The organism is Desulfomicrobium baculatum DSM 4028, from assembly GCF_000023225.1.
Classification (GTDB): Bacteria; Desulfobacterota; Desulfovibrionia; order Desulfovibrionales; family Desulfomicrobiaceae; genus Desulfomicrobium; species Desulfomicrobium baculatum.
Map to the genome: position 1 here is coordinate 1,835,870 of NC_013173.1, position 25,261 is coordinate 1,861,130.

21 protein-coding genes are annotated in these 25,261 nt (G+C 62.3%); 11 read left to right on the forward strand and 10 right to left on the reverse strand.

The window, feature by feature from the left end; translation table 11 throughout:
- Positions 1-121 precede the first annotated feature (121 nt).
- From DBAC_RS08130 to DBAC_RS17885, 8 genes are all read left to right on the forward strand, one after another.
- Positions 122-373: a FeoA family protein gene (locus DBAC_RS08130; RefSeq protein WP_015773804.1), complete on the forward strand. Its 252-nt coding sequence runs from the start codon at positions 122-124 to the stop codon at positions 371-373.
- On the forward strand, positions 366-2,534 hold the full coding sequence (gene feoB, locus DBAC_RS08135; protein ID WP_015773805.1) for a ferrous iron transport protein B: 2,169 nt from the start codon (positions 366-368) through the stop codon (positions 2,532-2,534). The genes DBAC_RS08130 and feoB overlap by 8 nt, the downstream gene beginning before the upstream one ends.
- Positions 2,534-2,788 (forward strand): FeoA family protein, encoded by a 255-nt coding sequence (locus DBAC_RS08140; protein WP_015773806.1) that lies wholly within the window; start codon positions 2,534-2,536, stop codon positions 2,786-2,788. Before feoB ends, DBAC_RS08140 begins: the two co-directional genes overlap by 1 nt.
- Positions 2,785-3,486, forward strand: coding sequence for a TIGR04283 family arsenosugar biosynthesis glycosyltransferase (locus DBAC_RS08145; RefSeq protein ID WP_015773807.1), 702 nt, complete (start codon positions 2,785-2,787; stop codon positions 3,484-3,486). Before DBAC_RS08140 ends, DBAC_RS08145 begins: the two co-directional genes overlap by 4 nt.
- Positions 3,487-3,489: 3 nt before the next feature.
- Entirely contained in the window at positions 3,490-4,152 is a 663-nt protein-coding gene (locus DBAC_RS08150; RefSeq protein WP_015773808.1) for a TIGR04282 family arsenosugar biosynthesis glycosyltransferase, read from the forward strand.
- On the forward strand, positions 4,140-5,096 hold the full coding sequence (locus tag DBAC_RS08155) for a phosphotransferase family protein (RefSeq protein WP_015773809.1): 957 nt from the start codon (positions 4,140-4,142) through the stop codon (positions 5,094-5,096). The genes DBAC_RS08150 and DBAC_RS08155 overlap by 13 nt, the downstream gene beginning before the upstream one ends.
- A gap of 122 nt (positions 5,097-5,218) precedes the next feature.
- On the forward strand, positions 5,219-5,560 hold the full coding sequence (locus tag DBAC_RS08160) for an SUI1 family translation initiation factor (RefSeq protein WP_015773810.1): 342 nt from the start codon (positions 5,219-5,221) through the stop codon (positions 5,558-5,560).
- Positions 5,560-8,772, forward strand: coding sequence for a PAS domain S-box protein (locus tag DBAC_RS17885; RefSeq protein WP_015773811.1), 3,213 nt, complete (start codon positions 5,560-5,562; stop codon positions 8,770-8,772). The genes DBAC_RS08160 and DBAC_RS17885 overlap by 1 nt, the downstream gene beginning before the upstream one ends.
- Positions 8,773-8,891: 119 nt before the next feature.
- On the opposite strand, the gene greA is transcribed toward DBAC_RS17885, so the two are convergent.
- From greA to ilvB, 3 genes are all read right to left on the reverse strand, one after another.
- Positions 8,892-9,380, reverse strand: a complete 489-nt coding sequence (greA, locus tag DBAC_RS08170; protein WP_015773812.1) for a transcription elongation factor GreA — start codon at positions 9,378-9,380, stop codon at positions 8,892-8,894.
- Between the two features lie 205 nt (positions 9,381-9,585).
- Positions 9,586-9,876 (reverse strand): acetolactate synthase small subunit, encoded by a 291-nt coding sequence (gene ilvN / locus DBAC_RS08175; RefSeq protein ID WP_015773813.1) that lies wholly within the window; start codon positions 9,874-9,876, stop codon positions 9,586-9,588.
- The gene (gene ilvB / locus DBAC_RS08180; RefSeq protein WP_015773814.1) at positions 9,869-11,548 is read right to left on the reverse strand and encodes an acetolactate synthase large subunit; all 1,680 of its coding nucleotides are present in this window, start codon (positions 11,546-11,548) and stop codon (positions 9,869-9,871) included. The genes ilvN and ilvB overlap by 8 nt, the downstream gene beginning before the upstream one ends.
- A gap of 437 nt (positions 11,549-11,985) precedes the next feature.
- Here ilvB and DBAC_RS08185 point away from each other — a divergent pair, with 437 nt between their 5' ends.
- Positions 11,986-12,534: a hypothetical protein gene (locus DBAC_RS08185; RefSeq protein ID WP_015773815.1), complete on the forward strand. Its 549-nt coding sequence runs from the start codon at positions 11,986-11,988 to the stop codon at positions 12,532-12,534.
- A 51-nt stretch (positions 12,535-12,585) separates the two neighbouring features.
- Here the strand turns inward: DBAC_RS08185 and DBAC_RS08190 are convergent, their stop codons facing one another.
- Together DBAC_RS08190 and DBAC_RS08195 are read right to left on the reverse strand one after the other, a co-directional pair.
- Positions 12,586-14,154, reverse strand: a complete 1,569-nt coding sequence (locus DBAC_RS08190) for an NAD(P)/FAD-dependent oxidoreductase (protein ID WP_015773816.1) — start codon at positions 14,152-14,154, stop codon at positions 12,586-12,588.
- Positions 14,151-14,816, reverse strand: coding sequence for an HAD family hydrolase (locus tag DBAC_RS08195; protein WP_015773817.1), 666 nt, complete (start codon positions 14,814-14,816; stop codon positions 14,151-14,153). Before DBAC_RS08195 ends, DBAC_RS08190 begins: the two co-directional genes overlap by 4 nt.
- A gap of 183 nt (positions 14,817-14,999) precedes the next feature.
- Between DBAC_RS08195 and DBAC_RS08200 the strand changes: the two genes are divergently transcribed.
- Positions 15,000-16,703: a potassium channel family protein gene (locus DBAC_RS08200; protein WP_015773818.1), complete on the forward strand. Its 1,704-nt coding sequence runs from the start codon at positions 15,000-15,002 to the stop codon at positions 16,701-16,703.
- Positions 16,704-16,774: 71 nt separating this feature from the next.
- Here DBAC_RS08200 and DBAC_RS08205 read toward each other — a convergent pair whose 3' ends face one another.
- The 4 genes from DBAC_RS08205 to DBAC_RS08220 all read right to left on the reverse strand — a co-directional run bounded on the left by DBAC_RS08205 (position 16,775) and on the right by DBAC_RS08220 (position 20,310).
- The gene (locus DBAC_RS08205; protein ID WP_015773819.1) at positions 16,775-17,947 is read right to left on the reverse strand and encodes an iron-containing alcohol dehydrogenase; all 1,173 of its coding nucleotides are present in this window, start codon (positions 17,945-17,947) and stop codon (positions 16,775-16,777) included.
- Between the two features lie 122 nt (positions 17,948-18,069).
- Complete coding sequence (gene epsC / locus DBAC_RS08210) at positions 18,070-18,963, reverse strand: serine O-acetyltransferase EpsC (RefSeq protein ID WP_015773820.1); 894 nt, start codon at positions 18,961-18,963, stop codon at positions 18,070-18,072.
- A 2-nt stretch (positions 18,964-18,965) separates the two neighbouring features.
- A complete protein-coding gene (gene cysK / locus DBAC_RS08215) occupies positions 18,966-19,895 on the reverse strand; it encodes a cysteine synthase A (RefSeq protein WP_015773821.1) in 930 nt (309 codons plus the stop codon).
- Positions 19,896-20,004: 109 nt separating this feature from the next.
- Positions 20,005-20,310: an HU family DNA-binding protein gene (locus tag DBAC_RS08220; RefSeq protein ID WP_015773822.1), complete on the reverse strand. Its 306-nt coding sequence runs from the start codon at positions 20,308-20,310 to the stop codon at positions 20,005-20,007.
- A 159-nt stretch (positions 20,311-20,469) separates the two neighbouring features.
- On the opposite strand from DBAC_RS08220, the gene DBAC_RS08225 reads away from it, so the two are divergent.
- Positions 20,470-25,029 (forward strand): glutamate synthase-related protein, encoded by a 4,560-nt coding sequence (locus DBAC_RS08225; RefSeq protein ID WP_015773823.1) that lies wholly within the window; start codon positions 20,470-20,472, stop codon positions 25,027-25,029.
- Positions 25,030-25,075: 46 nt separating this feature from the next.
- Here the strand turns inward: DBAC_RS08225 and DBAC_RS19220 are convergent, their stop codons facing one another.
- Positions 25,076-25,240, reverse strand: a complete 165-nt coding sequence (locus DBAC_RS19220) for a hypothetical protein (protein WP_015773824.1) — start codon at positions 25,238-25,240, stop codon at positions 25,076-25,078.
- Positions 25,241-25,261: the final 21 nt, after the last annotated feature.

Below are 25,261 nucleotides of genomic sequence, written 5' to 3' on the forward strand. Positions count from 1 at the left end.
ACAGTCTGTTGAGCTTACATAACGGCTGCAAAGAGCCCTTAAGCTGCTTGACAAATTAGACGTACTAAATATTGTCTCTTCGGCTCAAACACGAGTCGAAAGACCGCATCAAGGAGATCCTGTGCCTACCATCGTCAATTTGCGTGAAATGCGCGTGAATCAGCATGGCATCATCAAGACCATCGGCGCGCAGGGAGAGCTTGGCCGCCGTATCCGCGACATGGGGCTGGTGCCCGGAACGGAAATCATCGTCATCGGCCGCGCACCGCTCAAAGACCCTGTGGCCCTGCGGCTCAAGGGTTTCACCCTGACCCTGCGCAACAGTGAAGCCGATTTCATCACCGTTGAACTCCCGGATAACGATCTTGTCTGAACCTGTCATTGCAACCATAGCCCTCGCCGGCAACCCCAACGCGGGCAAAACAACCCTGTTCAACGCCCTGACCGGCTCGCGGCAACACGTAGGCAATTATCCGGGTATCACCGTGGAGAAGAAGGAAGGGTATGTGGACACCCCGGCCGGACTGACCCGAGTGGTGGACCTGCCCGGCACCTACTCCCTGACCGCCTATTCCCAGGAAGAGCTGGTGGCTCGGGACTTTCTGATCCACGAGCGCCCCCAGGGCGTCATCAACGTCCTCGACGCGACCAGTCTGGAGCGCAACCTGTACCTGACGGTGCAGTTCCTTGAAATCGGCATTCCCGTGACCGTGGCCCTGAACATGGTCGACGCCCTGGAAGCCAAAGGCATGACCATCGATTCGCAGCGTCTGGCGAGCCTCATGAATGTGCCGGTGGTACGCACCGTGGCGCGCTCCGACAAAGGGGTGCGCGAAGCCCTGGATGCCGCCATGAATCACCCGCAAAAGGTCTGGCAGCCGCTGCACATCTCCTACGGCCCCGACCTCGACCCGGTCCTGCAGGAAATGACCGACCTCATAAAAGAACGGAATTTTCTGACACAGACCTATCCCCCGCGCTGGCTGGCCCTCAAGTTTCTGGAAAACGATCTGGTCGTGCGGCAGCTTTTCGAGGCGGATTCCGAGTTGCACCGCAACATGCGCGACATGGCCGACGATGTCGCCCGGCACTGCGAAAAAACACTCAAGACCCAGCCGGAATTCATTGTCGCCGACTACCGCTACGGATACATCTCGTCCATTCTGCGCCAGGGCGTGCTGACCATTCAACCCGATCTGCAGGGCCGCGCCGACCTGTCGGACAAGATCGACAGCGTCCTGACCCATCAACTGGCCGGGCCGACCATCATGCTCTGCGTCCTCTACGGACTCTTCAGCGTGACGTTCGCCATCGGCCAGGTTCCCATGGGCTGGGTCGAGTCCTTTTTCGAATGGCTCTCCGCGCTGGCCATGCACATGCCCGGCGGCCTGGCCAGATCCCTGATCGTGGACGGAATCATCGCCGGCGTTGGCGGTGTGCTGGGCTTTGTACCGCTTATCCTGATCATGTTTCTGGGCATCACTTTTCTTGAAGATTCCGGGTACATGGCGCGCATGGCCTACATGCTGGACCGGGTCTTTCGCATCTTCGGATTGCACGGCAGCTCGGTCGTGCCCTTCATCATTTCCGGAGGCATCCCCGGAGGCTGCGCCGTGCCCGGCGTCATGGCCGCGCGCACCCTCAGGAGCCCCAAGGAGAAGCTGGCTACGCTCTTGACCGCCCCCTTCATGGTCTGCGGGGCCAAAGTGCCCGTCTTTATCCTGCTCGCCGCCGCCTTCTTTCCGGGACACGGGGCCAGAGTCATGTTCCTGATCACCCTGGCCGGCTGGGCCGCGGCCCTGGTGGTGGCCAAATTGCTGCGTTCATCCGTCATTCGCGGGCCGTCCACCCCCTTTGTCATGGAGCTGCCGCCCTACCGCATGCCCACGGCCATAGGCATGGTGCTGCACACCTGGGAGCGCGGTTGGCAGTACATCAAAAAGGCCGGCACCGTGATTCTGGCCATCTCCATTCTGATCTGGGCTATGATGACCTTTCCGGCCCTCTCCGTGGAGGTGGCCGCGCCCATAGAGGCCCAGATAGAAAGTCTGGAGACGCGCCTGGCTTCGGAACCGGTGGAAGAGATCCGGCTGGCGCTGCACAACGACATTTCAGAATTCAGCCTGCGCCTGAAGGAAGAAACTCTGGCCAATTCCCTGGCCGGTCGTATGGGACGCGCCATCGAGCCCGTCACGGCCTGGGCCGGGTTCGACTGGCGGACCAATATCTCCCTGGTGGGAGGAATCGCGGCCAAGGAGGTCATCGTCTCCACCCTGGCCACGGCCCATGCCCTGAGCGACGACCAGACGCAGAGCTTCTCCGAACGCATCGCTTCCGCTCCCGGCTGGAACACCAGCGTGGCGGTGAGCCTCATGATCTTTGTGCTGCTCTATTCCCCCTGTTTTGTGACCGTGGTCGCCATCGCCCGCGAGGCTTCCTGGGCATGGGCCGCTTTCAGCGTCGTCTTCAACACGAGCTTTGCCTTTGCCCTGGCTGTGGCCGCGTACCAGCTCGGCATGAGGATGGGGTGGTAATGTTTTTCTGCAAACTCAAAGACACGGTCAATGGGGTCCGCACCCTCTGCGACCTCAAAGACGGCGAAAAAGCGGTGGTCCAATGTCTGATCAAATCCCAGGGCTGTCATCTGAGCAAGCTCGCAGCCATGGGTATCACGCCGGGCACGCAGATAGAGATGATTTCCAACTCAAGCGGCCCGCTCATGGTTCTGGTCCGCTCATCCCGGCTGTGCCTGTGTCGCAGCCTGGGCAAGTCCATTGTGGTGGAATGAAGATATCCGTTGTCATCCCGGTCTTCCGGGAGAAAGGCATCGCCGCCTTGCTGGAAGACCTCCTGCGACAAATCCATATTGAAGAAGCAGGCACGGACACCGAAATACTTGTCGTTGACGGCGCGCCCGAAGCCGACACCCTGACCCGCATAGGCGACACTCCCGTATTGCGGCTGTCCTCCCCACCCGGCCGGGGGGTGCAGCTGAACCACGGCGCGGCAGCCGCCGGGGGCGACGTTCTGCTTTTTCTGCATGCCGACACCCTCCTGCCCGCAAACGCCTTCACCCTCATCCGCCAGACCCTGCGCGACACACGCCTTTCCGGCGGGGCCTTCAGCCTGCGCTACGAACCGCGCACGCCGGGGTTGTCTTTCATCGCCGCGCTGGCCAACCTGCGCTCCAGGCGCACCCGCGTGCCCTACGGGGACCAGGCCATCTTCGTGCGCCGCAGCGTTTTCGAGGAACTGAACGGATTCGCGCCCATACCCATTATGGAAGACCTGGAATTCATGACCCGCCTGCGCAGGCAGGGACACAACATCCGCATCCTGGCCATGCCGGTGCGCACCTCCGCCCGGCGTCAGCTGCGTGAAGGCATCCTGCGCTGCACCCTGCGCAACCTCTGCCTGCGACTCTTTTACCACTGCGGAGTGCCGCCAAAAATGCTGGCCAGCCTGTATCGCAGGCACGAGGGCTGAACCATGCGCGTGCTGGTCTTCACCAAATATCCGCAGCCCGGCATGGTCAAAACCAGGCTGGGGCAGACAGTGGGGCTTGAGTGCGCGGCGAAGCTGCACGAGGCGTTCATTCAGGACGAATTGCACATGCTGAAGGAGATCGGCGCAGAAGTGACCATGTGCTGCGACCCCAGCCTCCCCCTGGCCGACTACAAGCGCCTTTTCGGCCCCGGGATCGGATATTGCCCGCAACAGGGGGCTAACCTGGGCGAGCGCATGCTGCACGCCCTGCACCTGGCTCTGCGGGGAAACGAAACAGCGGTGCTCATCGGCAGCGACCTGCCCGATCTGCCGGGACAGCATATCAAAGAGGCGTTCGCAGCCCTGCGTGCCGCCCAGGTCTGCCTGGGTCCGGCAACCGACGGAGGTTTTTACCTTCTGGGCCTGCGCGAGCCCCTGCCCGTTGACATTTTTAATGGGGTCTCCTGGAGCGGCCCGCAGGTCCTGAAAAAGACCCGGGCCAACTTCACGGCCGCAGGCCTGACCCATCATCTCCTGCCAGCCTGGCCGGATGTGGACACGCTGGATGATCTGTCCGCCTACGCCGCCCGCAACCGGAACAAAAAATCACGCTCGATGGATCTCATCCGCAGCCTCGGGCTGGTGGAGAACGCATGGAAACCCTGATCCGCTCCTTTCTGCTCGATCACGAATGGGTGCGGGACACGCCAGAAGTCAGCTTCCTGGCAGCCGGCGAGTACAATCAGAATTTTCTTGTGCAGTGCGGGAACCAGCGCCTCGTGTTTCGTATCAACCATGGCAGCCAGCTCGGTCTGGATGACCAGATCGGATATGAATTCAAGGTGCTGCAATGCGTCGCACCTTCCGGAGTGACTCCGCGTCCCGTGCGCGTGCATCCGGATCACCGGCCTTTCGGCGGCGGAGTCATGCTCATGCAGCATCTGCCGGGCGAAGCGCTGGTCTACGAACGCGACCTGGAACGCGCGGCGGACATATTCGCGCGCATCCATGCCCTGCCGCCCTGTCCGGAGTTGCTGGTGCAGGAGGATCCGATCGCGGCCATCGCCGCGGAGAGCCTGACGCTCATCAACCGCTATCCAGATCACGCCCTGACGCGGCAGCGCGCCCGCTTGATCGACTATCACGGACGCATCGTGCGCCTGGGCGAGGATAACCGCGCCCTCTTCGCAGCCGACCGCCTCTGCGTGGTCAACACGGAAGTCAATTCTGGCAACTTTCTGATCTCTCCAACAGCGGCGTTTCTGGTGGACTGGGAAAAGGCCGTGGTCTCCAGCCGCCATCAGGATCTGGGGCATTTTCTGGCACCCACGACCACCCTGTGGAAAAGCGAGACGCTTTTCGCCCCGCAGCAAAAAAACGCATTCCTGCAGACCTACCACCGCCAACTGCCCGAGCCCCCGGCGCTTGAAGAGCTCATCCATCTCAGCCGGATCATGGAACAGGTCATCATCCTGCGCGGCCTGTCCTGGTGCTTCATGGCACACCATGAATACACCCACGCAGCAAAGCCCCTGACCGATGCCGGGACCCGATGCAAGATCGAACTCTACATGCACGACATGGACAGAATCATCCCCTCTCTCCCATGACCCGATTTGAAAGTCTGGGTTCTGTATGACGAACGCCTTGTCATCAAGCAAACTTTAACGCATTGTCCGACGTCGGCTGCAAAGCCGCCGCAATTTTTCTGGACCATGCAAAGGATGCCTTCATGCCTCGCGATTCCTTCAAGACAGTCTACTCCACGGAAAAGCCCGTCTGCCGCAAATGCGGACGGGTGGACTGCATCTGCGGCCAAAACGGACCCGCAGCCTCCGGCCCGATACGGGTCGGCAGGGAAACAAAAGGCCGCAAGGGCGCAGGAGTCACGGTCGTGACCGGCTTGCCCCTGCCGGAGGCGGAACTCAAAGCGCTGCTGTCGGACTGCAAGAAGCGCCTAGGATGCGGCGGCACCCTGCGCAATGGCGTCCTCGAATTCCAGGGGGAACACCGCGACACCCTGCTGGCCTTCCTTAAAGACCGTGGCATATCCGCCAAAAAATCGGGAAGCTGATGCCGGCAACCATTTCCCTGCAGCGTCAGCTCGACCACCTGAACCGCGCCCAGCGTCACGCTGGCATCGGCTCCTTCGAACACGACTTTTCAAGCGGCGCGACCTTCTGGTCCGACGAACAGTATCGTCTGCTCGGATTCTCGCCCGATGAGACGCTTCCATCCCTGGACCGCTTCCTTGAACTGCTTGATCCCCGGGACCGGGACCGTTTCCTGCGCAAGGTCGGAGTCTGTTTCACCAAGCGGCGCGAACTGCGTACCGAAGTGCGCTACACCCCGAAAAGCGGCAAACTTCGCACCGCCCAGATCCGCGCCGAATTCGAACCCGACGAGAGCGGCCGGATTCGCGTCATCTCCGGCACATTTCAGGACGTGACCGAGCGCAGAGCCGTGCAGTCGGCGTTGCGTCAGAGCGAAGCCGGCTACCGGACCATCTTCGAAAACGCCCTGGAAGGAATCTACCAGTCCACCCCCGGCGGCACATTTCTGAGCGTCAACGCCTCCATGGCCAAAATCCTGCGCTACGACGATCCCGCCGACCTGATGGCAAGCATCAAGGACATCGGCCACGATCTTTACGCCGACCCCTGCGACCGCAAGCGCTACATGGAACTTCTGGAAGAGCATATCCGGGTCATGGGCTTCGAGACGCAGGTGCGGCGCAAGGACGGCAGCCTTATCTGGGTGACCCTCAACTCCACCCTGATCCGGGACGCGGGCGCCAACCGGCCCTGTCTGATCGGAACCATGGAAGACATCAGCACGCGCAAGCGCTTTGAACTGTCGCTGATCGAATCGGACCAGCGCTTTCGGAACCTGCTGCAACAGATAAGCTGCATCGCCGTGTCGCTGGACAATCAAAGCCGGATCGTCTTTTCCAATCCTTTTCTGCACCAGCTGACCGGGTGGAGCGAGGCGGAACTGAACGGCCAAAACTGGTTCGACGTATTTCTCCCCGCCGGACAGCGCGAAACCATGAGCAGGGTTCTCACGCCTCACCCCACGGCGGCCACGCACGGGTCGGAATCCATGGACACGGAAATCCGGACCCGCCAGGGGGCGCTGCGCCTCATCCGCTGGAACACCGTGCCGGACATCAACGTGCAGGGCGAGATCATCGGGGTTACCTGTCTGGGCGTGGATATCACCGCCATCAGGATGGCCCGCGACACCTTGAGCAAGAGCGCGCAGATGCACTCCATGCGCCTGCGCATCGACGACGCGGCCCATTCCACCCCGGATTTTGCCACCCTCATGCGCACCGTCCATGAAATTCTGGGCGAAGTCATCGACGCCAAGAATCTGATCACGGCCCTGATCAACACGGACAAGAATTCACTGGAATTTCCCTACTGGGTCGATGAAATGACCGATGTCAGCGAAGCGGCCCCACGCATCGACGATCTGAACGACCCTGAAAACCGTCGCCTGACCCTGGAGCTCTTGCGCGGCAATATTCCCAATATTTTGAGCAGCAGCGACATGACCGCCTTGGCCGAGGCGGGAAAAATCCGTCTGGTGGGCGTCATCCCCCAGAGCTGGATGGGCGTGCCCCTGAAGGTGCGCGGCAAGGGCATCGGGGCGCTCATCGTGCAAAACTACGCAACTCCGAAACACTACACCCGGAACGATCTGGACATCCTGCTCGAGGTCTCAGAACAGATCGCTCTGGCCATCGAGCGCCAGCGCCACGACGAGCTTTCCCAGACCGCCGAGGAAATCTTTCACGACATTCCTTCGGGTCTTTTCATCTACAAATACCGGGAACCGGACCAGCTGATCCTGGAAAGCGCCAACCCGGCCGCGCTGCGCCTTATCGACAAACGTCTTGAAGAGGCCCGCGGCACGCTCTTCACGGACATCTGGCCCCGAGCCACCCTGCAAAGCAATTATCTGCGCTGCCTGCACACCAAGGAGCCCTTCGACAAGGAAGCGCACCTCTACGAGGACGAACGCATCCGGGGCTATTTCCGTATTCACGCCTTCCCCCTGCCCGGGGAAAAGGTGGCCGTGGCCTTCGAGGACGTCACCGAACGCCAGCAGGTCCAGCAGGCCTTGGTCCGCGCCAAGGAGATCGCCGAATCGGCCAACAGGGCGAAAAGCGAATTCCTGGCCAACATCAGCCACGAGGTGCGCACCCCCTTGAACGGGATCATGGGCATGTTGCAGCTGGCCATGCAGTCGGAGGTACCGCCGGAGCTGGAGGATTACATACGCACGGCCCTGGAATCGTCGCGCAACCTGCTGCGAGTGTTGAACGATGTGCTCGATTTCACCAAGGTCGATGCGGGAAAAATGGAAATTGTGGACCGGGATTTCAGCCTGGACGACCTGTTGTCCCAGGCCGTGAACTTTTTCAGGGCCCTGGCCATGGACAAGAAAATCAGCCTCGTGCTCTCGGCCCCGCGCGATATCGGCAGATTTGTCGGGGACGAGGGGCGCCTGCGCCAGATCCTCTTCAACCTGATGGGCAACGCCCTCAAGTTCACCGACACGGGCAGCGTAACCCTTGAAGCCTGGCCTGTGGGCGAGCAGGGAGATGCGACGCGCATCCTCTTCGCCGTCAGGGACGAAGGGATCGGTATCCCCACGGACAAACTGGGTTATGTCTTCGAATCCTTCACGCAGGTCGACGGCACCTATTCGCGGCGCTACCAGGGGACAGGTCTGGGACTGCCCATCGTCAAACGGCTGGTGACGCTCATGGGCGGCAACATATCGGTGGAGAGCATGGAAGGCGAAGGCACGACCATCTTCTTCGTCCTCCCCCTGCGGGCGGCCCCGCCGCTCCAGCAGGTACAGACGTCGGCGCAGCCCGAGCTTGCCATGACCGCTGTGCGCCCGCTTGGCATTCTGCTGGTGGAGGATGACGTGGTGAACATGACCATGGCCAGGCGGATGCTGGAAAAAATGGGACACAGCGTCATCTGCGCCCGCAACGGCCAGGAAGCCCTCGATACGCTGCAGGCTCCGGGCGTTGATCTGGTGCTCATGGACATCCAGATGCCGGAAATGGACGGAATCGAGGCCACGGAGATTGTCCGCAACGATCCCCTCTTCACGCCCTACGCCCGAGTCCCCATCATTGCCCTGACCGCCCACGCCATGGGCGGCGACGAGGAAAAATTCCTGTCGCACGGCATGGACGCCTATCTCTCCAAGCCCTTCGATCATGCCCGCCTGCAGGAGCTGTTGCACCGCTTTTTCGGCTGACACGCCCCACGGGCCCACACGCCGTTCACGAGGCATGGCGCCGGAAAAGACGTATCCAGGCAAAAAAAAAGCCTCCGCAGGAATCCCCGCGGAGGCCGTTCTTTACGGTGTCCTGGCGGCTATTTCAGTCCGGCCGTGCCGAGGAAGCTGACGGAAATGACCTCGTAGTCCACACGGCCCTTGGGCACCTGCACGGATATCTCGTCGCCCTCCTGTTTGCCGAGCAGCGCCCGGCCCACGGGGGACTCGATGGAGATGGTGCCCTTGGTGTGATCGGCCTCGTCGGCCCCAAGCAGGGTGTAGGTCTTGCGCTCTTCGGTCTCCACGTCCTCCACGGTCACGGTGGCCCCGAAGACAGCCCGGTCGCTCTGCAGCGTATCGATATCAATGACTTCAAAACGAATCATGCGTGATTCGATATGGCTGATCCGCGCCTCCAGCATGCCCTGGCGTTCACGTGCGGCGTCGTAACCGGCGTTCTCGCGCAGGTCGCCTTCTTCGCGGGCCTCTTTGATGGCCTGGATAATGGCCGGCCGTTCTTTCTTGAGGTCTTCCAGTTCCTTTTCCAAACGCTTGAAGCCTTCGACTGAAATGGGAATCCTGTTCATCATCATCCTTTGTGTGCAAAAATCGCATTAGGCCAATAAAAAAAAAGATGCTTTGCCCACCAATTGGCTTGTGGCGGGCAAAGCTGTAGCAACATTTTCAATACCAAAACAATATCCCAAATAGTGCATCCCCGGTTGCGGGTCAAGGGCCTTGGCAAACCAATCCGTCATCGCGACCCGGCTAGCGCCCGCGCCGACGGATTTCTCAGGCGCTCATGATCTGGCCAAGCTGGGCAAAAGTCTCTTCCGCAGCGGGCCGCAGACGCACGTCGTGCACATCCTGCAATTTGCGCATCTGCCGGATCATCTGCTCCAACCGTTCATCCTCGCTGACCAGAAGCCAGATGCGGCTCTCCTCTCCACCGTCAAGCGGCAGGCACAGGATGGCCTCGACATTGAAGGCGCGCCGCGAAAAAAGACCGCAGACATGGGACATGACCCCAGGATGGTTTTTGACCAGCACATCAAGGACGGTGCGTGACGTATCGCTATGCATGGCATTCACCTCCAAGCATGGTTCTGTTGGCAGCCCCGGGAGGGACCATGGGCCAGACTTTCTCGTCCCGGTCCACCGGGACATGGATCAGGGTCGGCCCCCGGTGGGCCAAGGCCTCACCCAGCACAGCGTCGGGATCGGCGGCTCCGGCCAGATCCCAGGTTTTCCAGCAAAAACCCGAGGCGATGAGCCCGAAATCCACGTTCACGTCGTAAATGGATGAAAAATAATTGGCCTTGAAAAAAAGTTCCTGCTGCTGGTGCACCAGGCCAAGGGAAGCGTTGTTCATGAGAACGACGGTCACGTCCACGCCCTGTTCGGCGGCCGTGGCCATTTCCTGAATGTTCATGAGCAGGCTGCCGTCACCACTGAAGCAGACGACCTTGCGCTCCGGCGCCGCCAGAGCCGCGCCGATGGCCGTGGGCAGGCCAAAACCCATGGTGCCGAGGCCACCGGAGGTCAACCAGCCGGTACCGGGCGTGAAGGGATAGCCCTGCGCCGCCCACATCTGATGCTTGCCCACGTCGGTGACCACAATGGCCGAGTCTCCGGCCAGTTCCCCCACCCGGCGGATGAGTTCCAGCGGAGTGGCGTGCCCGCCCTGCTCCGGAATGCGGGAGGGAAAGGCCCGCTTCAAGGCCTCGATGTACCCGATCCATTCCTGACGTTCGGCGGGTTCGACCTTGGGCAGCAAAGCGCGCACCACGTCGCGCACATCGCCCAGAATGGGCAGGGAGGCGGCCCTGAGCTTGTCCAGCTCGCTGTGGTCGATGTCGATATGAATGACTTTGGCCTGGGGACAGAACTCCTGCACCTTGCCCGTGGCGCGATCGTCGAAGCGCACCCCGGCGGCCAGGATGAGGTCGCAGGCCTCAAGCGCCATGTTGGTGTGCCGCTGGGCATGCATGCCGAGCATGCCCATGTTCAGCGGATGGTCGTGGGGAACGACGGTCAACCCCATCAGCGTCGAGGTCACGGGCATGGAGAGGCGTTCGGCCAGCGTCAGCATCTCCCGGCCCGCGCCCGAGGCGACCACTCCTCCGCCAAGCCATAAAATCGGCCGCCGGGCGGAATTGAGCATCTCCACGGCCAGGTCGAGATCACCGTCGAAACAGGCCGGCACGGGCTCGCGCTCGCCGATCTCGGGCCACTGCCCAAAATCGACCATCTCCAGCTGGACATCGCGGGGGATGTCGATCAGCACCGGACCGGGACGCCCGCTGGTGGCGATGGAAAAAGCCTCGGGAATGATGTGCAGGAGGTCGCGGGCCTGGCGCACGAGAAAATTGTGCTTGGTGATGGGGATACTCATCCCGTAGGTGTCCACCTCCTGAAAGGCGTCGGTGCCGATCATGGCCCGGGGAACCTGTCCGGTGATGCAGATGACGGGCACCGAATCGAGCTTGGCGTCGGCGATGGCGGTCAGGATGTTGGTCGCGCCGGGCCCGGAGGTGGCGAAACAGACGGCCGGGCGGCCTGTGACCCGGGCCATGCCCTGGGCCAGAAAGCCCGCGCCCTGCTCATGGCGGGTCAGGACGTGACGGATGCGGGTACTGCGTGAAAGCGCGTCGTAAAGGGGGAGGTTTGCGCCGCCGGGGATGCCCGCAATGGTGCGGATGCCTTGGCGTTCCAGAAGGCCAATGGTCAGTTGCGCGCCGGTCATGGAAAACATCGTGCACTCCTTTTGTCAGCTCGTCTGTAGACCGGCGGAGGGTGAGCTGAAAAAGGAAAACCCCCGCCGGCGCCTGCGCTGGCGGGGGAAGAATTCGTCCGTATCCCGTTACAGCGTCAGGGCGTCCATAACGACGCATACTACTACGACTACGACTAGGCTTACGGAGACGTCGGCAGTAATGCGGTTCATGGGGCTCTTCCTTGGGATGTGGATAATCGAGTATCGAAGAATTTTTTTTAGGCCGTTCAAAAAAAACTGTCAAGCAAGCGCTTGACCTTGAGCACCCCGACAGGACAGAAAAAGCTTGCCTGCCGTGTCTGCCCGTGACACGCCGAAATGATGCGAGACCTTGATTCAGATACGTTTTGCGGGCATGGTGCTCTTGCGGCTGACAGACTCATCGTATTGAACTTCAACCACTCACAGGAGGGCTCATGCCCACATCGGAATACACGCTTTTCAGCGGCGGCGCCCAAGGTGCGGAAACGGAATTTGGCCGTCTGGCCGAACAATACGGCATCCAGGAAGTGACCTATACCTTTGAAGGCCACAAGATTGAGCGGACCAGAGGGCTGCGCGTACTGACCCCCGAAGAGTTGATGCGCAAGGATGTGAGTCTGAGCTATGTCTCCAAGCTCCTGAACCGGACCTTCACCAACGCCCCCATGATGCGCAGCATCCTGCAGACCGTCATGTACCAGATCGAGTCCGGCTACGAGATCTTCGTTGTCGGAACCATCATGGAAGACGGCACGGTCAAGGGCGGAACGGGCTGGGGAACGGAATTCGCCAAAATCTGCAACAAGCCCCTGTACTGCTTTGGCCAGGTCCGCAATTCCTGGCACAAATGGACCGGAGAAATCTGGGAACGCTGCGAAACCCCGACCATAACCAGCCATCATTTCTGCGGCACAGGCACCCGCTTTCTGGAAGACAACGGCCGCCAGGCCATCGCCGACCTGTTCGCGAAGTCTTTCAAATAACAATCTTCTGGCTTTCCATAGGTCCTATAGGTCCCACAAGACCCATAGGACCTATTTTTTGAGCTGCCGTTCCACCGCCCGCGCCACAGCCACCCCGTCCATGGCCGCCGACACGATGCCCCCGGCATACCCAGCCCCTTCGCCGCAGGGAAAAAGACCGCTCACCTGCGGATGCATCAGCGTTTCGCTGTCTCGCGGGATGCGCACCGGCGAACTGGTGCGTGACTCCACGGCCAAAAGCGTCGCTTCGGAACTGTCGAACCCCTTGTTTTTCTTGCCCAGAATGGCGAGCCCCTCCTGCAGGGCCCGGGTCACGAAAGCGGGCAGCAGCTCGTGCAGCGGCGCGCCATAAACGCCCGGGATGTACGAGGTCGCACCCAGATTCGCGGAAATCCTGCCCTGCAGGAAATCATCGGCCCGCTGGGCCGGGGCGCGCTGGGTCTTGCCGTCTCCGGCGCGGAACATGGTCTGCTCGACCTCGGCCTGAAAACGCAGCAGCGCCAGCGGATCGTCCCCCTGTACGTCGGCGGGGTTGATCTGGGCCACGAGCCCCGCATTGGCGAAGGGGGCCTTGCGGCTGGCCAGGCTCATGCCGTTCAAAACCAGTTCGCCCGGAGCCGTGGACGCCGGGACCACGAACCCGCCTGGACACATGCAGAACGAGAACACGCCCCGCTCCGAGGTCTGGCAGGCCAGGCGGTAGCTGGCAGGCGGCAGGGCCGGATGACGCGGGCTGTGGTGGTAGAACATCCTGTCGACCAGTTCCTGCGGGTGTTCTATGCGCACCCCCAGGGCAAAGGGCTTGGCCTCCACGAGTACCCCGCGCCGGAGCAGAAGGCCGTAGATGTCGCGGGCCGAATGCCCGGTGGCCAGAATCACGGCCTCGCCTTCCACCGTCTCTCCACCGGTCAGACGCACGCCGCGCACCTGTCCGGAATCGAGCAGCAGGTCGGCCACATGCGCCTCGAAATGGATCTCTCCGCCCGCCGCGACGATGGCCTCGCGCATGTTCCGCACCAGCTTCGGCAGCACGTTGGACCCCAGGTGCGGGTGCGCGTCCACGCCGATGTCCGGGGATGCGCCGAGAGCCACGAAAAGATCGAGGATACGGTCCACATCGCCGCGCTTTTTGGAGCGGGTGTACAGCTTGCCGTCGGAATAGGTGCCCGCCCCGCCTTCGCCGAAACAGTAGTTGGAGTGCGGGTTGACCAGACCTTCGGAGTAGATCTTCTTCACGTCCTTGAGCCGGGCGCGAACGTCGCGTCCGCGCTCCAGCAGCACGGGCTTAAGGCCCGCCTCGAGGAGGGTCAGGGCCGCAAAATAACCGCCCGGCCCGGCCCCGACCACGATCACGCGCTGACCGCCAAGCGCCTTGGGCGCGAATACGGAAGGGGTCGCGTCCGTCCCGCCCACGGCGACACGCAGCAAAAATCTGGGCATCTTGGCCCGTGCATCTATGGAGCGGCGCACCACCCGCACGCGGATGCTCCCGTCGTCGTCCAGGCCCGCCTTGGCCAGGGCCTGAGCCCGCACATATGCGGCGTCATCGTGTTTGTCCGGCTCCACCAGCACGTCGACATGCACAGGTTCCATGGGTGTTTTTGTAGTCAGAGTATTCAAAACCAATCCTCGCGGTTATCAAAAGCGTGGTTCAGGGAAGGATAAATATGGGCCGCACCGGCCCGCACATGGGGCTCCGGCGCGACCAGCTCGGGGATCATGATAGCGCGGGCGCCGGAGGCGATGGCTGCGCGCATGCCGGGGTTTGAGTCCTCAAAGACCACGCAGTCCGTGGGCGCGACCCCGAGATGCGCGCAGGTCCGCAGATAAATATCCGGATCCGGTTTGGGGCGTGCCACCTGCTCGACGGTCATGATGGACGCGAAGCGAAAGAGTTCCGGCCAGCTTGCGCGATGGCGGTCCACAGCCTCGCGCGAGGAGGACGTGGCCAGGGCCATGGGCACTCCCTGCCCTTCAAGCCAGGCCACAAGTTCCAAGGCACCGGCTTTGGGCGGGATGCCACCATTATTGTGCTGCTCTGCCCGCGTCGCCTTCCAGTCGCTCCGGAATTCGTCGAGGGGAAAATTCTTAAACCAGAGCATGAGCTTTTCCTCGCACAGGACGTTGGGAACCCCGACCAGATGCGCATAGAGGCTGTCGTTCAAATCAAAGCCCAACCGGGCCGCACAGTCTTGCCAGATCCGCTTCAGGGTGGCTTCGGAATCGATGAGCAGGCCGTCCATGTCAAAAAGGACGGCTGCGGGTCGTTGCGCTTTCTTCATGGGGTTGGAGCTAAGCGTGAACGTGAGAAGAGGCAAGGGGGAAATTGCGCCGTGAACTGCGTGCGGCTTTACAGCATAGCGCGCCATGGGTAATCGTTGACGATGACTCTTGGATAGACGCCTTGATCCCCGGATCCTCCATGGGCTGGATATGACCCTCACCCCTTCATTACGAGCGCACCCATGAAATTTCTCGTCTCTCAGATGGCGGCCCTGGTCCAGCGCGGACAACAGAAAGCCAATACGCGGCTGATGGTCCGCTTTCTGCTCATCCTGCTCGGCTTCTTTGCCGCCTTCACGGTCCTCTTCCATTTCCTGATGGCCTACGAAGGCCAGGATCATTCCTGGATCACCGGCCTGTACTGGACCCTGACGGTCATGAGCACCCTGGGCTTCGGGGACATCACCTTCACCTCGGACCTCGGGCGCCTGTTTTCCATCTTCGTGATGCTGAGCGGCGTCGTTTTCATGCTCATCGTTCTGCCCTTCACCTTCATCCAGTTCTTCTATGCACCGTGGCTGGAGGAACAGAACAAGGCCAGGGCGCCGCGAAAAGTTCCGGACTCCCTCTTTGGCCACGTCATCCTGACCTTCTGCGACGCGATCACCCTCAATCTGGTCGACAAGTTGAACCAATACGGCATCAGGTACGTCATTCTCGTCCCGGACCTGCAGCAGGCCCTGAACCTTCACGAGACGGGTCTCAACGTCGTCCTCGGAGAACTGGACGACCCCGAGACGTACCTGCGCCTGCGGGTGCGCGAGGCGGCCATGGTCGTGGTCATGAACGAGGATGTGGCCAGCACCAACATCATCTTCACCATCCGCGAGGTCGCGGACAAGACGCCCATCATCACCAACGCCGATCAGGAGGACTCCGTGGACATCCTCAATCTGGCCGGCAGCACGCACACCTATGAGTTCACCACTATGCTGGGCCAGGTCCTGGCCAGGCGGGTCATGGGGGTGAGCATGAAGGCCAACGTCATCGGCAACTTCGACGAACTGCTCATCGCCGAGGCTCCGGCCATGCGCACGCCCCTGCAGGGCCGAACCCTGGCCGAAAGCAGGCTGCGCGAACTGACCGGGGTCAATGTCGTCGGCATTTGGGAACAGGGGCGCTTCCATCTGCCCGACCCCATGACCATGATCGGCGCGTCCACGGTGCTGGTGCTGGCCGGTTCCGAAAACCAGTTCGACATCTACGATTCGATCATGGGACCAAGCGGAAAGGACAGGGAACATAGCGGGCCGGTGGTGGTCCTGGGCGGGGGCAGGGTCGGCATGTCCGTGGCCCGGACCCTGGCCGAACGGGGCGTCGACTATCGCATCGTGGAGAAAAGGATGCTTAAGAACACGGAGGACGCGCGCATAATCCAAGGCAGCGCGGCCGACCTCGACATCCTCGTCCTGGCCGGGATCAACGAGACGCCGTCCATCATCATCACCACCCATGACGACGACCTGAACATCTTTCTGACCATCTACTGCCGCCGCCTGCGTCCGGACGTGCAGATCATCAGCCGGGCCAGCCTAGACCGCAACATCAACACCCTGCACCGCGCCGGGGCCAATCTGGTTATGTCCTTCTCGTCCTTGTTCGCGACCACGGTCTTGAACCTGCTCAATCCCGAGAAGCTGCTCATGCTCTCCGAAGGGCTGAACATCTTCCGCTCAAAGCCGAGCGAAACCATCGTGGGCAAGGCGCTGCGGGAACAGAAAATCCGTCAGACCACGGGATGCAGTATCATCGCCATCAAGCGGGGCGAAGAAATGCTGCTCAATCCCGATCCGGGGACCATCGTATCAAAAGACGACGAACTCATCCTGATCGGAACGGCGCAAGCGGAAAAGAATTTCATGGAGCACTATCTGGCCCCGTCCTGAAAAGGATCGATGATCCGGCCCTGAGCCCAGGAGCGCTTCAGGCACGAACAAGGCACGACCCGCGCCGTGTTTTACGAAAAAGAAGCGCCCTCGCCCATGGCTTCGCGCAGGATACCCAGCAGTTCATCCCGCGCCAGGACAATGGGATTGCCATGCATGCTCGATGCCCGGGCCGCCTTTTCGACCACGTCCTCCATGAGCCCTTCGGTCAAGCCGAGAGCCGCAAGCCCGCGAACGCCGAGGTCGCGGCAAAGCGCGCGCACGAATTCCACCCCTTCCGTGGCCGCTGCCCCCTCTGTGCCGGTCAGCATCCGTCCGACCTCGTCGTATCTGGCAAGCGCCGGGTGCCTTGGAGCCGAGCGACGCAGATTGCGGATGTTGGCCTCCATGACATGAGGCAGCAGGGCCGCGCAGATTTCGCCGTGCGCCGCGCCGAGCATGGCCCCCAGCGGGGCGGCGAAGCCATGCACGGCCCCGAGCTTCGCGTTGGCCAGGGCCATGCCTGAAAACAAGGCGGCCAGAGCCATGTCCGAACGCGCCCGCAGGTCGGCGCCATCCTGCACCGCAATGCGCAACGACCTCGCCGCTCGCGTCAGTCCGTCGCGGCAAAGCGGATCGGTCAGCGGGCTGGCCGCATGGGACACGAAGCTCTCCATGAGCTGGGCCAGGGCGTCCATGCCGGAAGCCGCGGTCTGCCTCGGAGGCAATGAAACAGCCAGTTCGGGATCGACGATCGCCAGGGACGGGATCAGACCAGGCGCGCGCAGGCTGGCTTTGACCCCGTGCGCGGGCGAAAGCAGCACGGCGTTGGCCGTGACCTCGGCCCCGGTCCCGGCCGTGGTCGGCACCGCGATCATGGGCAGGGGATCATGCTCAAGCGGCGCGCCGCGTCCGACCACCTCCAGATAATCGAACAGGTCGCCTGTATTCGCGGCCAGCGCGGCCAGGGCCTTGCCCGCGTCGATGACGCTCCCGCCGCCGATGGCCACGACCACATCGCAACCAGCCCGTCTGGCGGCCTCAGCCTGTGCGGAGATAAACGCGGTCTCGGGCTCGCCTGAGATGGCCACGCTCGCAACCTCATCCATCACCTCCCGTAAATTCCCCAGCAGCCAGTCGCAGCGCGCGGCGCGGCTCCCGGTCACCAGCAGGCAGCGTTTTCCCAGATGCGCGGCGTGCGTTGCCACGCCAGCCCTTGCGCCGATACCGAAAACCACGCGTGCGGTGGAAAATGAATATATCATGCGGCCTCCATGCCTCGTATCGTATGCCCTCCCGCCTTTGTCCACAAGCGCAGGCGCCGACGCCGGGAACAAAAAAACCGCACTCCGAGCGAATGCGGTTTTTGCCGGGCAGGGGAGCCTGGTTAAAGATTGCGATACACTTTGCTCCCCGGAGCCACGTCGTCCACGACCCAGACATTGCCGCCGATGACCGCGCCCTCGCCGATGGTGATGCGCCCAAGGATGGTCGCCCCGGAGTAGATGGTCGCGTTGTCCTCGACAATGGGGTGACGGGCGATGCCCTTGACCAGATGGCCGTTCTCGCCCTTGGGAAAGCTCTTGGCCCCCAGGGTCACGCCCTGGTACAGACGCACGTTTTTGCCGATGATGCAGGTCTCGCCAATGACCGTGCCCGTGCCGTGATCGATGAAGAAGGACTCGCCGATGGTCGCGCCGGGATGGATGTCGATGCCCGTGGACGAATGGGCCATCTCGCTGATGATGCGCGGGATGAGCGGCACGCCCAAGAGATAGAGCTCGTGGGCGATGCGGTGGTTGGTCACGGCCCGGATGGACGGGTAGCAGAAGATGGTCTCGCCGGGATTCTTGGCCGCGGGGTCTCCGGCAAAGGCGGCCTGCACGTCCGTGGCCAGCATGTGGCGGATGCGCGGCAGGGTCTGCAGAAATTCGTTGCAGAGGTTTTCCGCCCGCACCTCGCACTCCACGGAACAGGAGTGCTCATCCTTGTCGCAGGCAAAGCAAAAACCCCGCTCCACCTGCTGAATCAGCTCACGACGGACCTTTTCCAGTTTGGAGCCGACGAAATAGGCCATGTTCTGCGGCGTGATAAAGGATTCCTTGAAGAAGCCCGGAAAGAGCACGGAGCGCAGCCGCTCCACGATCTCCGACAAGAGCTCCACCGACGGCATGGGCGATCCGAAGGATGGCTGGTGATAGACGCCCTTGTAGGATTCCGGGGCGCAGAGGCTTTCCACCACGCCGCCCAGGACATTGTCGATTTTCAAATATTTGGCCATGTTCAGCTCTTGGATGCAAAAAGTTCGGTGGTCAGGTAACGTTCGCCCGTGTCGCAGATGATGGCGACGATGAGCTTGCCCTTCATTTCCGGTTCACGGGCCATCTGCAGGGCCGCCCAGACGTTGGCGCCCGAGGAGATGCCGCACAGGATGCCCTCTTCGCGGGCAAGCCGGCGGGCCGTGATCATGGCGTCCTCGTTGGAGACGGTGATTATGCGGTCCACGGTGCTCCGATCGAGCACTTCGGGGATGAAATTGGCGCCGATGCCCTGGATCTTGTGCGGCCCGGCCTTGCCTCCGCTCAAAAGCGGTGAAGCCGCCGGTTCCACGGCCACGCCCAGAAAACCCGGTTTGCGGCGTTTCAGGGTGCGGGCCACGCCGGTGATGGTCCCGCCCGTGCCCACGCCCGCGACCAGGGCGTCGATGAGGCCGTCGGTGTCGTGCCAGAGCTCTTCGGCCGTGGTCCGCTCATGCATGGCCGGATTGGCCGGATTGACGAACTGGCCCGGCATGAAGCCGTCTTCAAGGGAGGTCAGGATCTTTTCCGCCTCGGCCACGGCTCCGGCCATGCCCGCCGACGCAGGGGTAAGCACCAGCTCGGCGCCCATGGCGGAGAGGAGCATGCGCCTCTCCAGGCTCATGGATTCGGGCATGGTCAGGATGAGATGATACCCACGCACGGCGCAGACAAAAGCCAGGCCCACGCCGGTGTTGCCGCTGGTCGGCTCGACAATGACCGTTCCGGGGCGAAGCCTGCCGCCGCGTTCCGCCTCGTCGATCATGTTCAGCGCGATGCGGTCCTTGATCGAGGACAGAGGGTTGAAAAATTCGAGCTTGACCACGACATCGGCCACACAGCCGGCAGCCATGCGATTCAAGCGAACCAGAGGAGTATTACCGACCAGATCGGTCATGGAATTTGCAATCTTCATAAAGCCTCCTGAAAAGGACTGACAGCGCAAAAATGAACCAGGACAGGGGGTAAGTCCAGGCAAAAAAAAACCGGCCTGAGGCCGGATCGAACCATACGAAATATATTTTTTATTCCAAACCCTTGGTTATAAAATCAAGAGACGTGAGGGCATCTTTAAGACGCTTGCCGGGAGAAAATTTGATATCCCTTCCCGTGGAATGGTCCTCGCCCTTGCGCAAACTCCGCTCGACCACGGCCATTGTCCCGATGCCCGGCAGGTTGATCTTGTCGCCCTTGCTCAAGGACTCGGTGATGCTTTCCATCATGGCGTCCACAACGCGTTCGGCCTCTTCCTCGGAGTAGCCCATTTCGGCCTTGAGGCGCGCGATCAGGTCAGCTTTTTCCACATGAATCTCGGCGTCGTCCGCTACCATATACATCTCCTCACATTAATATGAACCATTATGGAGACAAAACCGGCCATGAAGCAAAGATCCTCGCAAAGCCTTGTGAAATATTTATTAAAATAGCAACGTAGCGTACATCACGATATGGGGAATTATTCTTGTTTTGTCAATCCCGGGAGACCCGTCATGTATAGACCACACCTGCTTGTAGAAGAGCGCGACGCCTGCGCCATCATCGCCTTCGTGGACAAACGCGGCCGCGCCACGCACGCCAATATAGTCAAGACCATCGACGCCCTCAAAAAAATGGCCCACCGCTCCGGCGACATCAACAGCGAAGGCGACGGCTGCGGCATCCTGACCGACATTCCGCGCTCCCTCTGGGGACAGCGTCTGCAGGCGGCGGGGCTGAGCCGTCACTTGAGCGAAAGCCGGGGCTTTTTCGTCGGCCATTTTTTCCTGCCCCCGGACGGCAGGCTCGATGAACTCAAAGGCCGCATCCGCGCCATGCTGACCGCATCCGGCGCGGAAACGCTGCTGGAAGTGGATGACCAGATGCACGCCGCCGAGCTTGGCCCCATGGCCCGGGTCGAAGCGCCCCGCTTCCTGCAGATCTGCGGTCTGGTCCGCGACGAGACCAGGCAGGAGGGAGCCAGACGCCTCTTCAACATCCAGATGGAACTGGAACAGAGCATGCCCGAAACGCATGTCTGTTCGCTCAGCCTGGACAGCGTCATTTACAAGCTGCGCGGCACGCCGGATCTTCTGATCCGGGTCTATCCGGACCTGCAGAACCCGGACAGCAAGTCGCTCATCACCCTCGGCCACAGCCGCTACTCCACCAACACCCTACCCACTGCCGAGCGCGCCCAGCCCTTTTCCCTCCTGGGCCACAACGGCGAGATCAACACCATCGAGAAACTGCGCAGCTCGGCCCGGGCGCTCGGCATCATCCCCACGCCCGGCGGCAGCGACTCCCAGGATCTGAACCGCATCCTTGAAGGCCTCATCCACCTGCACGGATTCGAGTTCATGGAAGCCCTCGAAATGGTCTTTCCGGCCATCCACACCGAAGTCGAGCGCATGCCCGCCGAGCTTGGCCGCATGTACGGCTTCTACCGCTGGTTCTTCGCTCCCTCGGCACAGGGCCCGGCGGCCGTGGTCTCGCGCTTCGGCGACATGTGCATGGGCAGCGTCGACGCCCTGGGCCTTCGCCCACTGTGGTTCGGGGAGAGCGACTACGACTATTTCCTGTCCTCGGAAAAAGGCGTGGTCGACCTGCAAAGCACCATCCACGACCCCCGCCCCCTGGCTCCGGGCGAAAAGATCGCCATCATCTCCGGCGCGGGCAAACGCGGCGAGGTGCTTGATTATTGCGCCGTGCAGCAGCGCCTGCTGCGCCTCTTCGAGCAGGGCCGCCTGACCCCGCTGGCAGGCAACCTGCACCGGGAGATCCCCGAATCCATCCTGAACTGCCCTGAAGGAGCCTGCCACGAACTGCGCCGCTTCTTCCAGGACAGGCCCGTGTTCGACGACCGGGAATGCCCGGCAACCACCGCCCTGCTGGCCGCTTTCGGCTGGCACAAGTACGATCAGGACATGCGCAAGCATGTCGCGGCGACTGGCAAGGGACCCATCGGCTCCATGGGCCATCAGGGACCGCTGGCCTGCATGGACACCGAGGGCCTGTCCAATGTCAGCGATTATTTCAAAGAAAATGTGGCCGTGGTCACCAATCCGGCCATCGACCGCGAACGCGAGGCCGAACACTTCTCCACCGCCGTCATCCTCGGTGACCGCCCGGACAACCCGGACCGCCCGCCCGTGGGCCTGCGCCTCAAAACCCCCATCCTGCTCGGAGGCGAGTTCACCCCGGCCCTGTCCTCCCTGGACATCCTGGCCGTGTGCCGCGAGCACGGCACGCACACCCTCGAACAGGTTCTCGACTTTTTCACCGCCCAGCAGCGCGACCCCTCGCGCATGGCCATCCTCGACGCGACCTACGTTCCGGACCAGGGGCTGGCCGCGCGGCTTGCAGAGCTTGAAGGCGAAGCATCGCAGGCCGTCGAGGCCGGAGCCGCCATCCTCGTGCTGGACGACAGCGCATGCTTCGTGGACGGGCGGGTCTACATCGACCCCGGCCTGGCCACGGCCCGGCTGCACAGCGCCGCCGAAGCGGGCCGCATCCCGCGCCTGCCATCGCTGGTCGTGCGCAGCGGGGCCATCCGCAACCTGCACGACATCATGTTCGTGCTCGGCCTCGGCGCGGCGGCGGTCAATCCCTACATGCTCTGGAAGCAGGCCTATGCCCAGGCTGAAAGCGCCGAAGGGCTGCAGCGCACCCTCTCCAATACCCTGACGGCGCTGCAGACGGGCGTGGAAAAGATCATGTCCACCATGGGCATCCACGAGCTGTGCGGTTACGGCCGCATCTTCTCGTCCATCGGCCTCAAAAAAGAGCTGGAGGAAATTTTCGGCTGCTCCAATTTCTGTTCGTCCACGTCCTCGGGGCTTGGCTACGCCGAACTCGAAACCCAGGGCCGCAGGCGGGTGGCGCTAGTCCGGGAGGGCCTGGAACGCAAGCTGCAATCCGACCCCAAGCGCAACGCCAAGGTCGGCAAGATCCTGCGTTCCGTGGCCGTGGGCAAGACCGGATATCTGCAGATGGCCGAGGGGCTGGCCGAGGTGGACCGGGACAATCCCGTCGGGCTGCGCCATCTCCTGGACATCAGGACCCGCGACGCCGCCCCCCTGCCCCTTGAAAACGTGGACATCTCCATCGGCTCGCACGCCATGCCGCTTCTGATCTGCGCCATGTCTTTCGGCTCCCAGGGGGAAAGCTCGTTTCGGGCCTATGCCGAGGCCGCGCGCAAGGTGAATATCATCTGCATGAACGGCGAGGGCGGCGAAATTCCGGACATGCTCGGCAAGTACCGGGAGAATCGCGGACAACAGGTCGCCTCGGGGCGTTTCGGCGTGTCCATGGAGCTGCTCAACTCCTCGAATTACCTGGAAATAAAAGTCGGCCAGGGCGCCAAGCCCGGCGAGGGCGGCCACCTGCCCGGCTCCAAGGTCACGGACATGGTGGCCCAGGCTCGGCACTGCAAGCCCGGCATCGCGCTCATCTCACCGTCCAACCATCACGACATCTATTCCATCGAAGACCTCTGCCAGATCATCACGGAGCTGAAAACCGCGAACCCTTTTGCGCGCATCTCCGTAAAAATCCCGGTCACCAGCGGCGTGGCGACCATCGCCGTGGGCGTGGCCAAGGCCGGGGCGCACATCGTCAACATCAGCGGCTTCGAGGGCGGCACGGGAGCTGCCCGTGAACACGCCAAGAAGTATGTCGGCCTGCCCGTGGAGATCGGCGTGACCCAGGCCCACAGGGGGCTGGTGGAAGCCGGCCTGCGCCATCAGGTCGAGCTCTGGTGCGACGGCGGCGTGCGTTCCGGGGCGGACGTGGTCAAGCTCATCTGCCTCGGCGCGGACCGGGTCGGGGTCGGCACTGTCGCCCTCATGGGCGTAGGCTGCATCAGCTGCGAGCAGTGCCACCTGGACGTCTGCCCGCGCGGCATCTCCACCCAGCTGCGCTCCGTGGAAGAGGCCACGAAGCGCGGCCTGAAACTCTTCAAACCCCTGCAAGGCGAGGTCGAAGCCGAGAACCTGGCCCGCCTGCTGCGCGCCTTCGGCGATCAGATCCGCCACATCCTGGCCGGGCTTGGCGAAAAGCGGCTGTCCGACCTGGTTGGACGCACGGACCTGCTCGTGCAGGCCAGGGGCCGCGAATTGACGGACCTGACCGACCTGCTCATTCCTGCGCCTATGGACTCGGTCACGTCCTACTGCCCGGTACCGCGCATCGTGCGCAGGCCGCTCGACAACCTGACCCGGCTCATCTCCGACATGGCCCTGTCCACCCTTGGGCAGGAGTGCGGATTTGTGCAGTACAAAGAGGAGAATGTACGCTCCGTGGACCGGGCCGTGGGCACGTACCTGGCCGGGGCCATGGTCCGGGAGCGCTCGGAAGGCGACCGGGGCAAGGTGGAGTTGCTGCTGACCTCCTCGGTACCCGGCAACGGCCTGTGCGCCTTCAATATCGACGGAATCGGCACCGTGGTCGAGGGCGGCGGCCAGGACGGCATCGCCAAGGGCTCGCGCGGCGGCGAGGTCTGCATTTTGAAAGGGGTCAACATCCTGGGCCAGCGCGTGGACGGGTCCGTGGGCAAGTCCCTGGCCTACGGGGCGCTTTCGGGCACGGTCATGGTCCAGAACCAGGCCGACTCGCGGGCCTGCGTGCGCATGTCCGGGGCCGACGCCATCTTCGGCGGCCGCATCACCGCGCCCGTGCGCGACGACCTGGGCAACATCGCCTCGCGCGCCCACCTGAAGGGCTTCGCCTTCGAGTACATGACCGGAGGCCGCGCCGTGGTCCTGGGAGATCCCGGCCCGTGGATGTGCGCGGGCATGACCGGCGGGGTCGTCTACCAGTGCCTGTACCCCGAATGGAACTTCGGGAGGGAGAATCTTGAGCGCCGCTTCTCAAGCGGCGCGCATGTGGTCATCCGAGGCCTGGACGCGGACGACGCGGCGCAGGTGCGGGAGTTGCTGGACAAGTACGTACGCACCCTCAAACAGAGCTTCCAGAATGATGAGGCGCAAATCGTGCAGGGCCTGGCGGAAGAGGCCGAAAAGCGGTTCGTCAAGATCGTGCCGGGATCCGGCACAGGCATCAAGCCGGAATAGGAAAAAGGCGCCGGGAGTGTTTCCTGGCGCCTTTATCCGCTGAATTTCATAACGGCAGTCCGGTGATCACCACCGCCACCGCCAGCAAAAACGGCAGAATGAGCGCGGCTCCCAGCAGCCTGCGATCCGCCGCATCTTGTACGCAACCCGCGCAGTGATTAGTATCCCCGGACAGACGCGTCCCGCATTTGGGACAAAATCGTGCAGCCATGACGCCCTCCCTTTTTTTTAA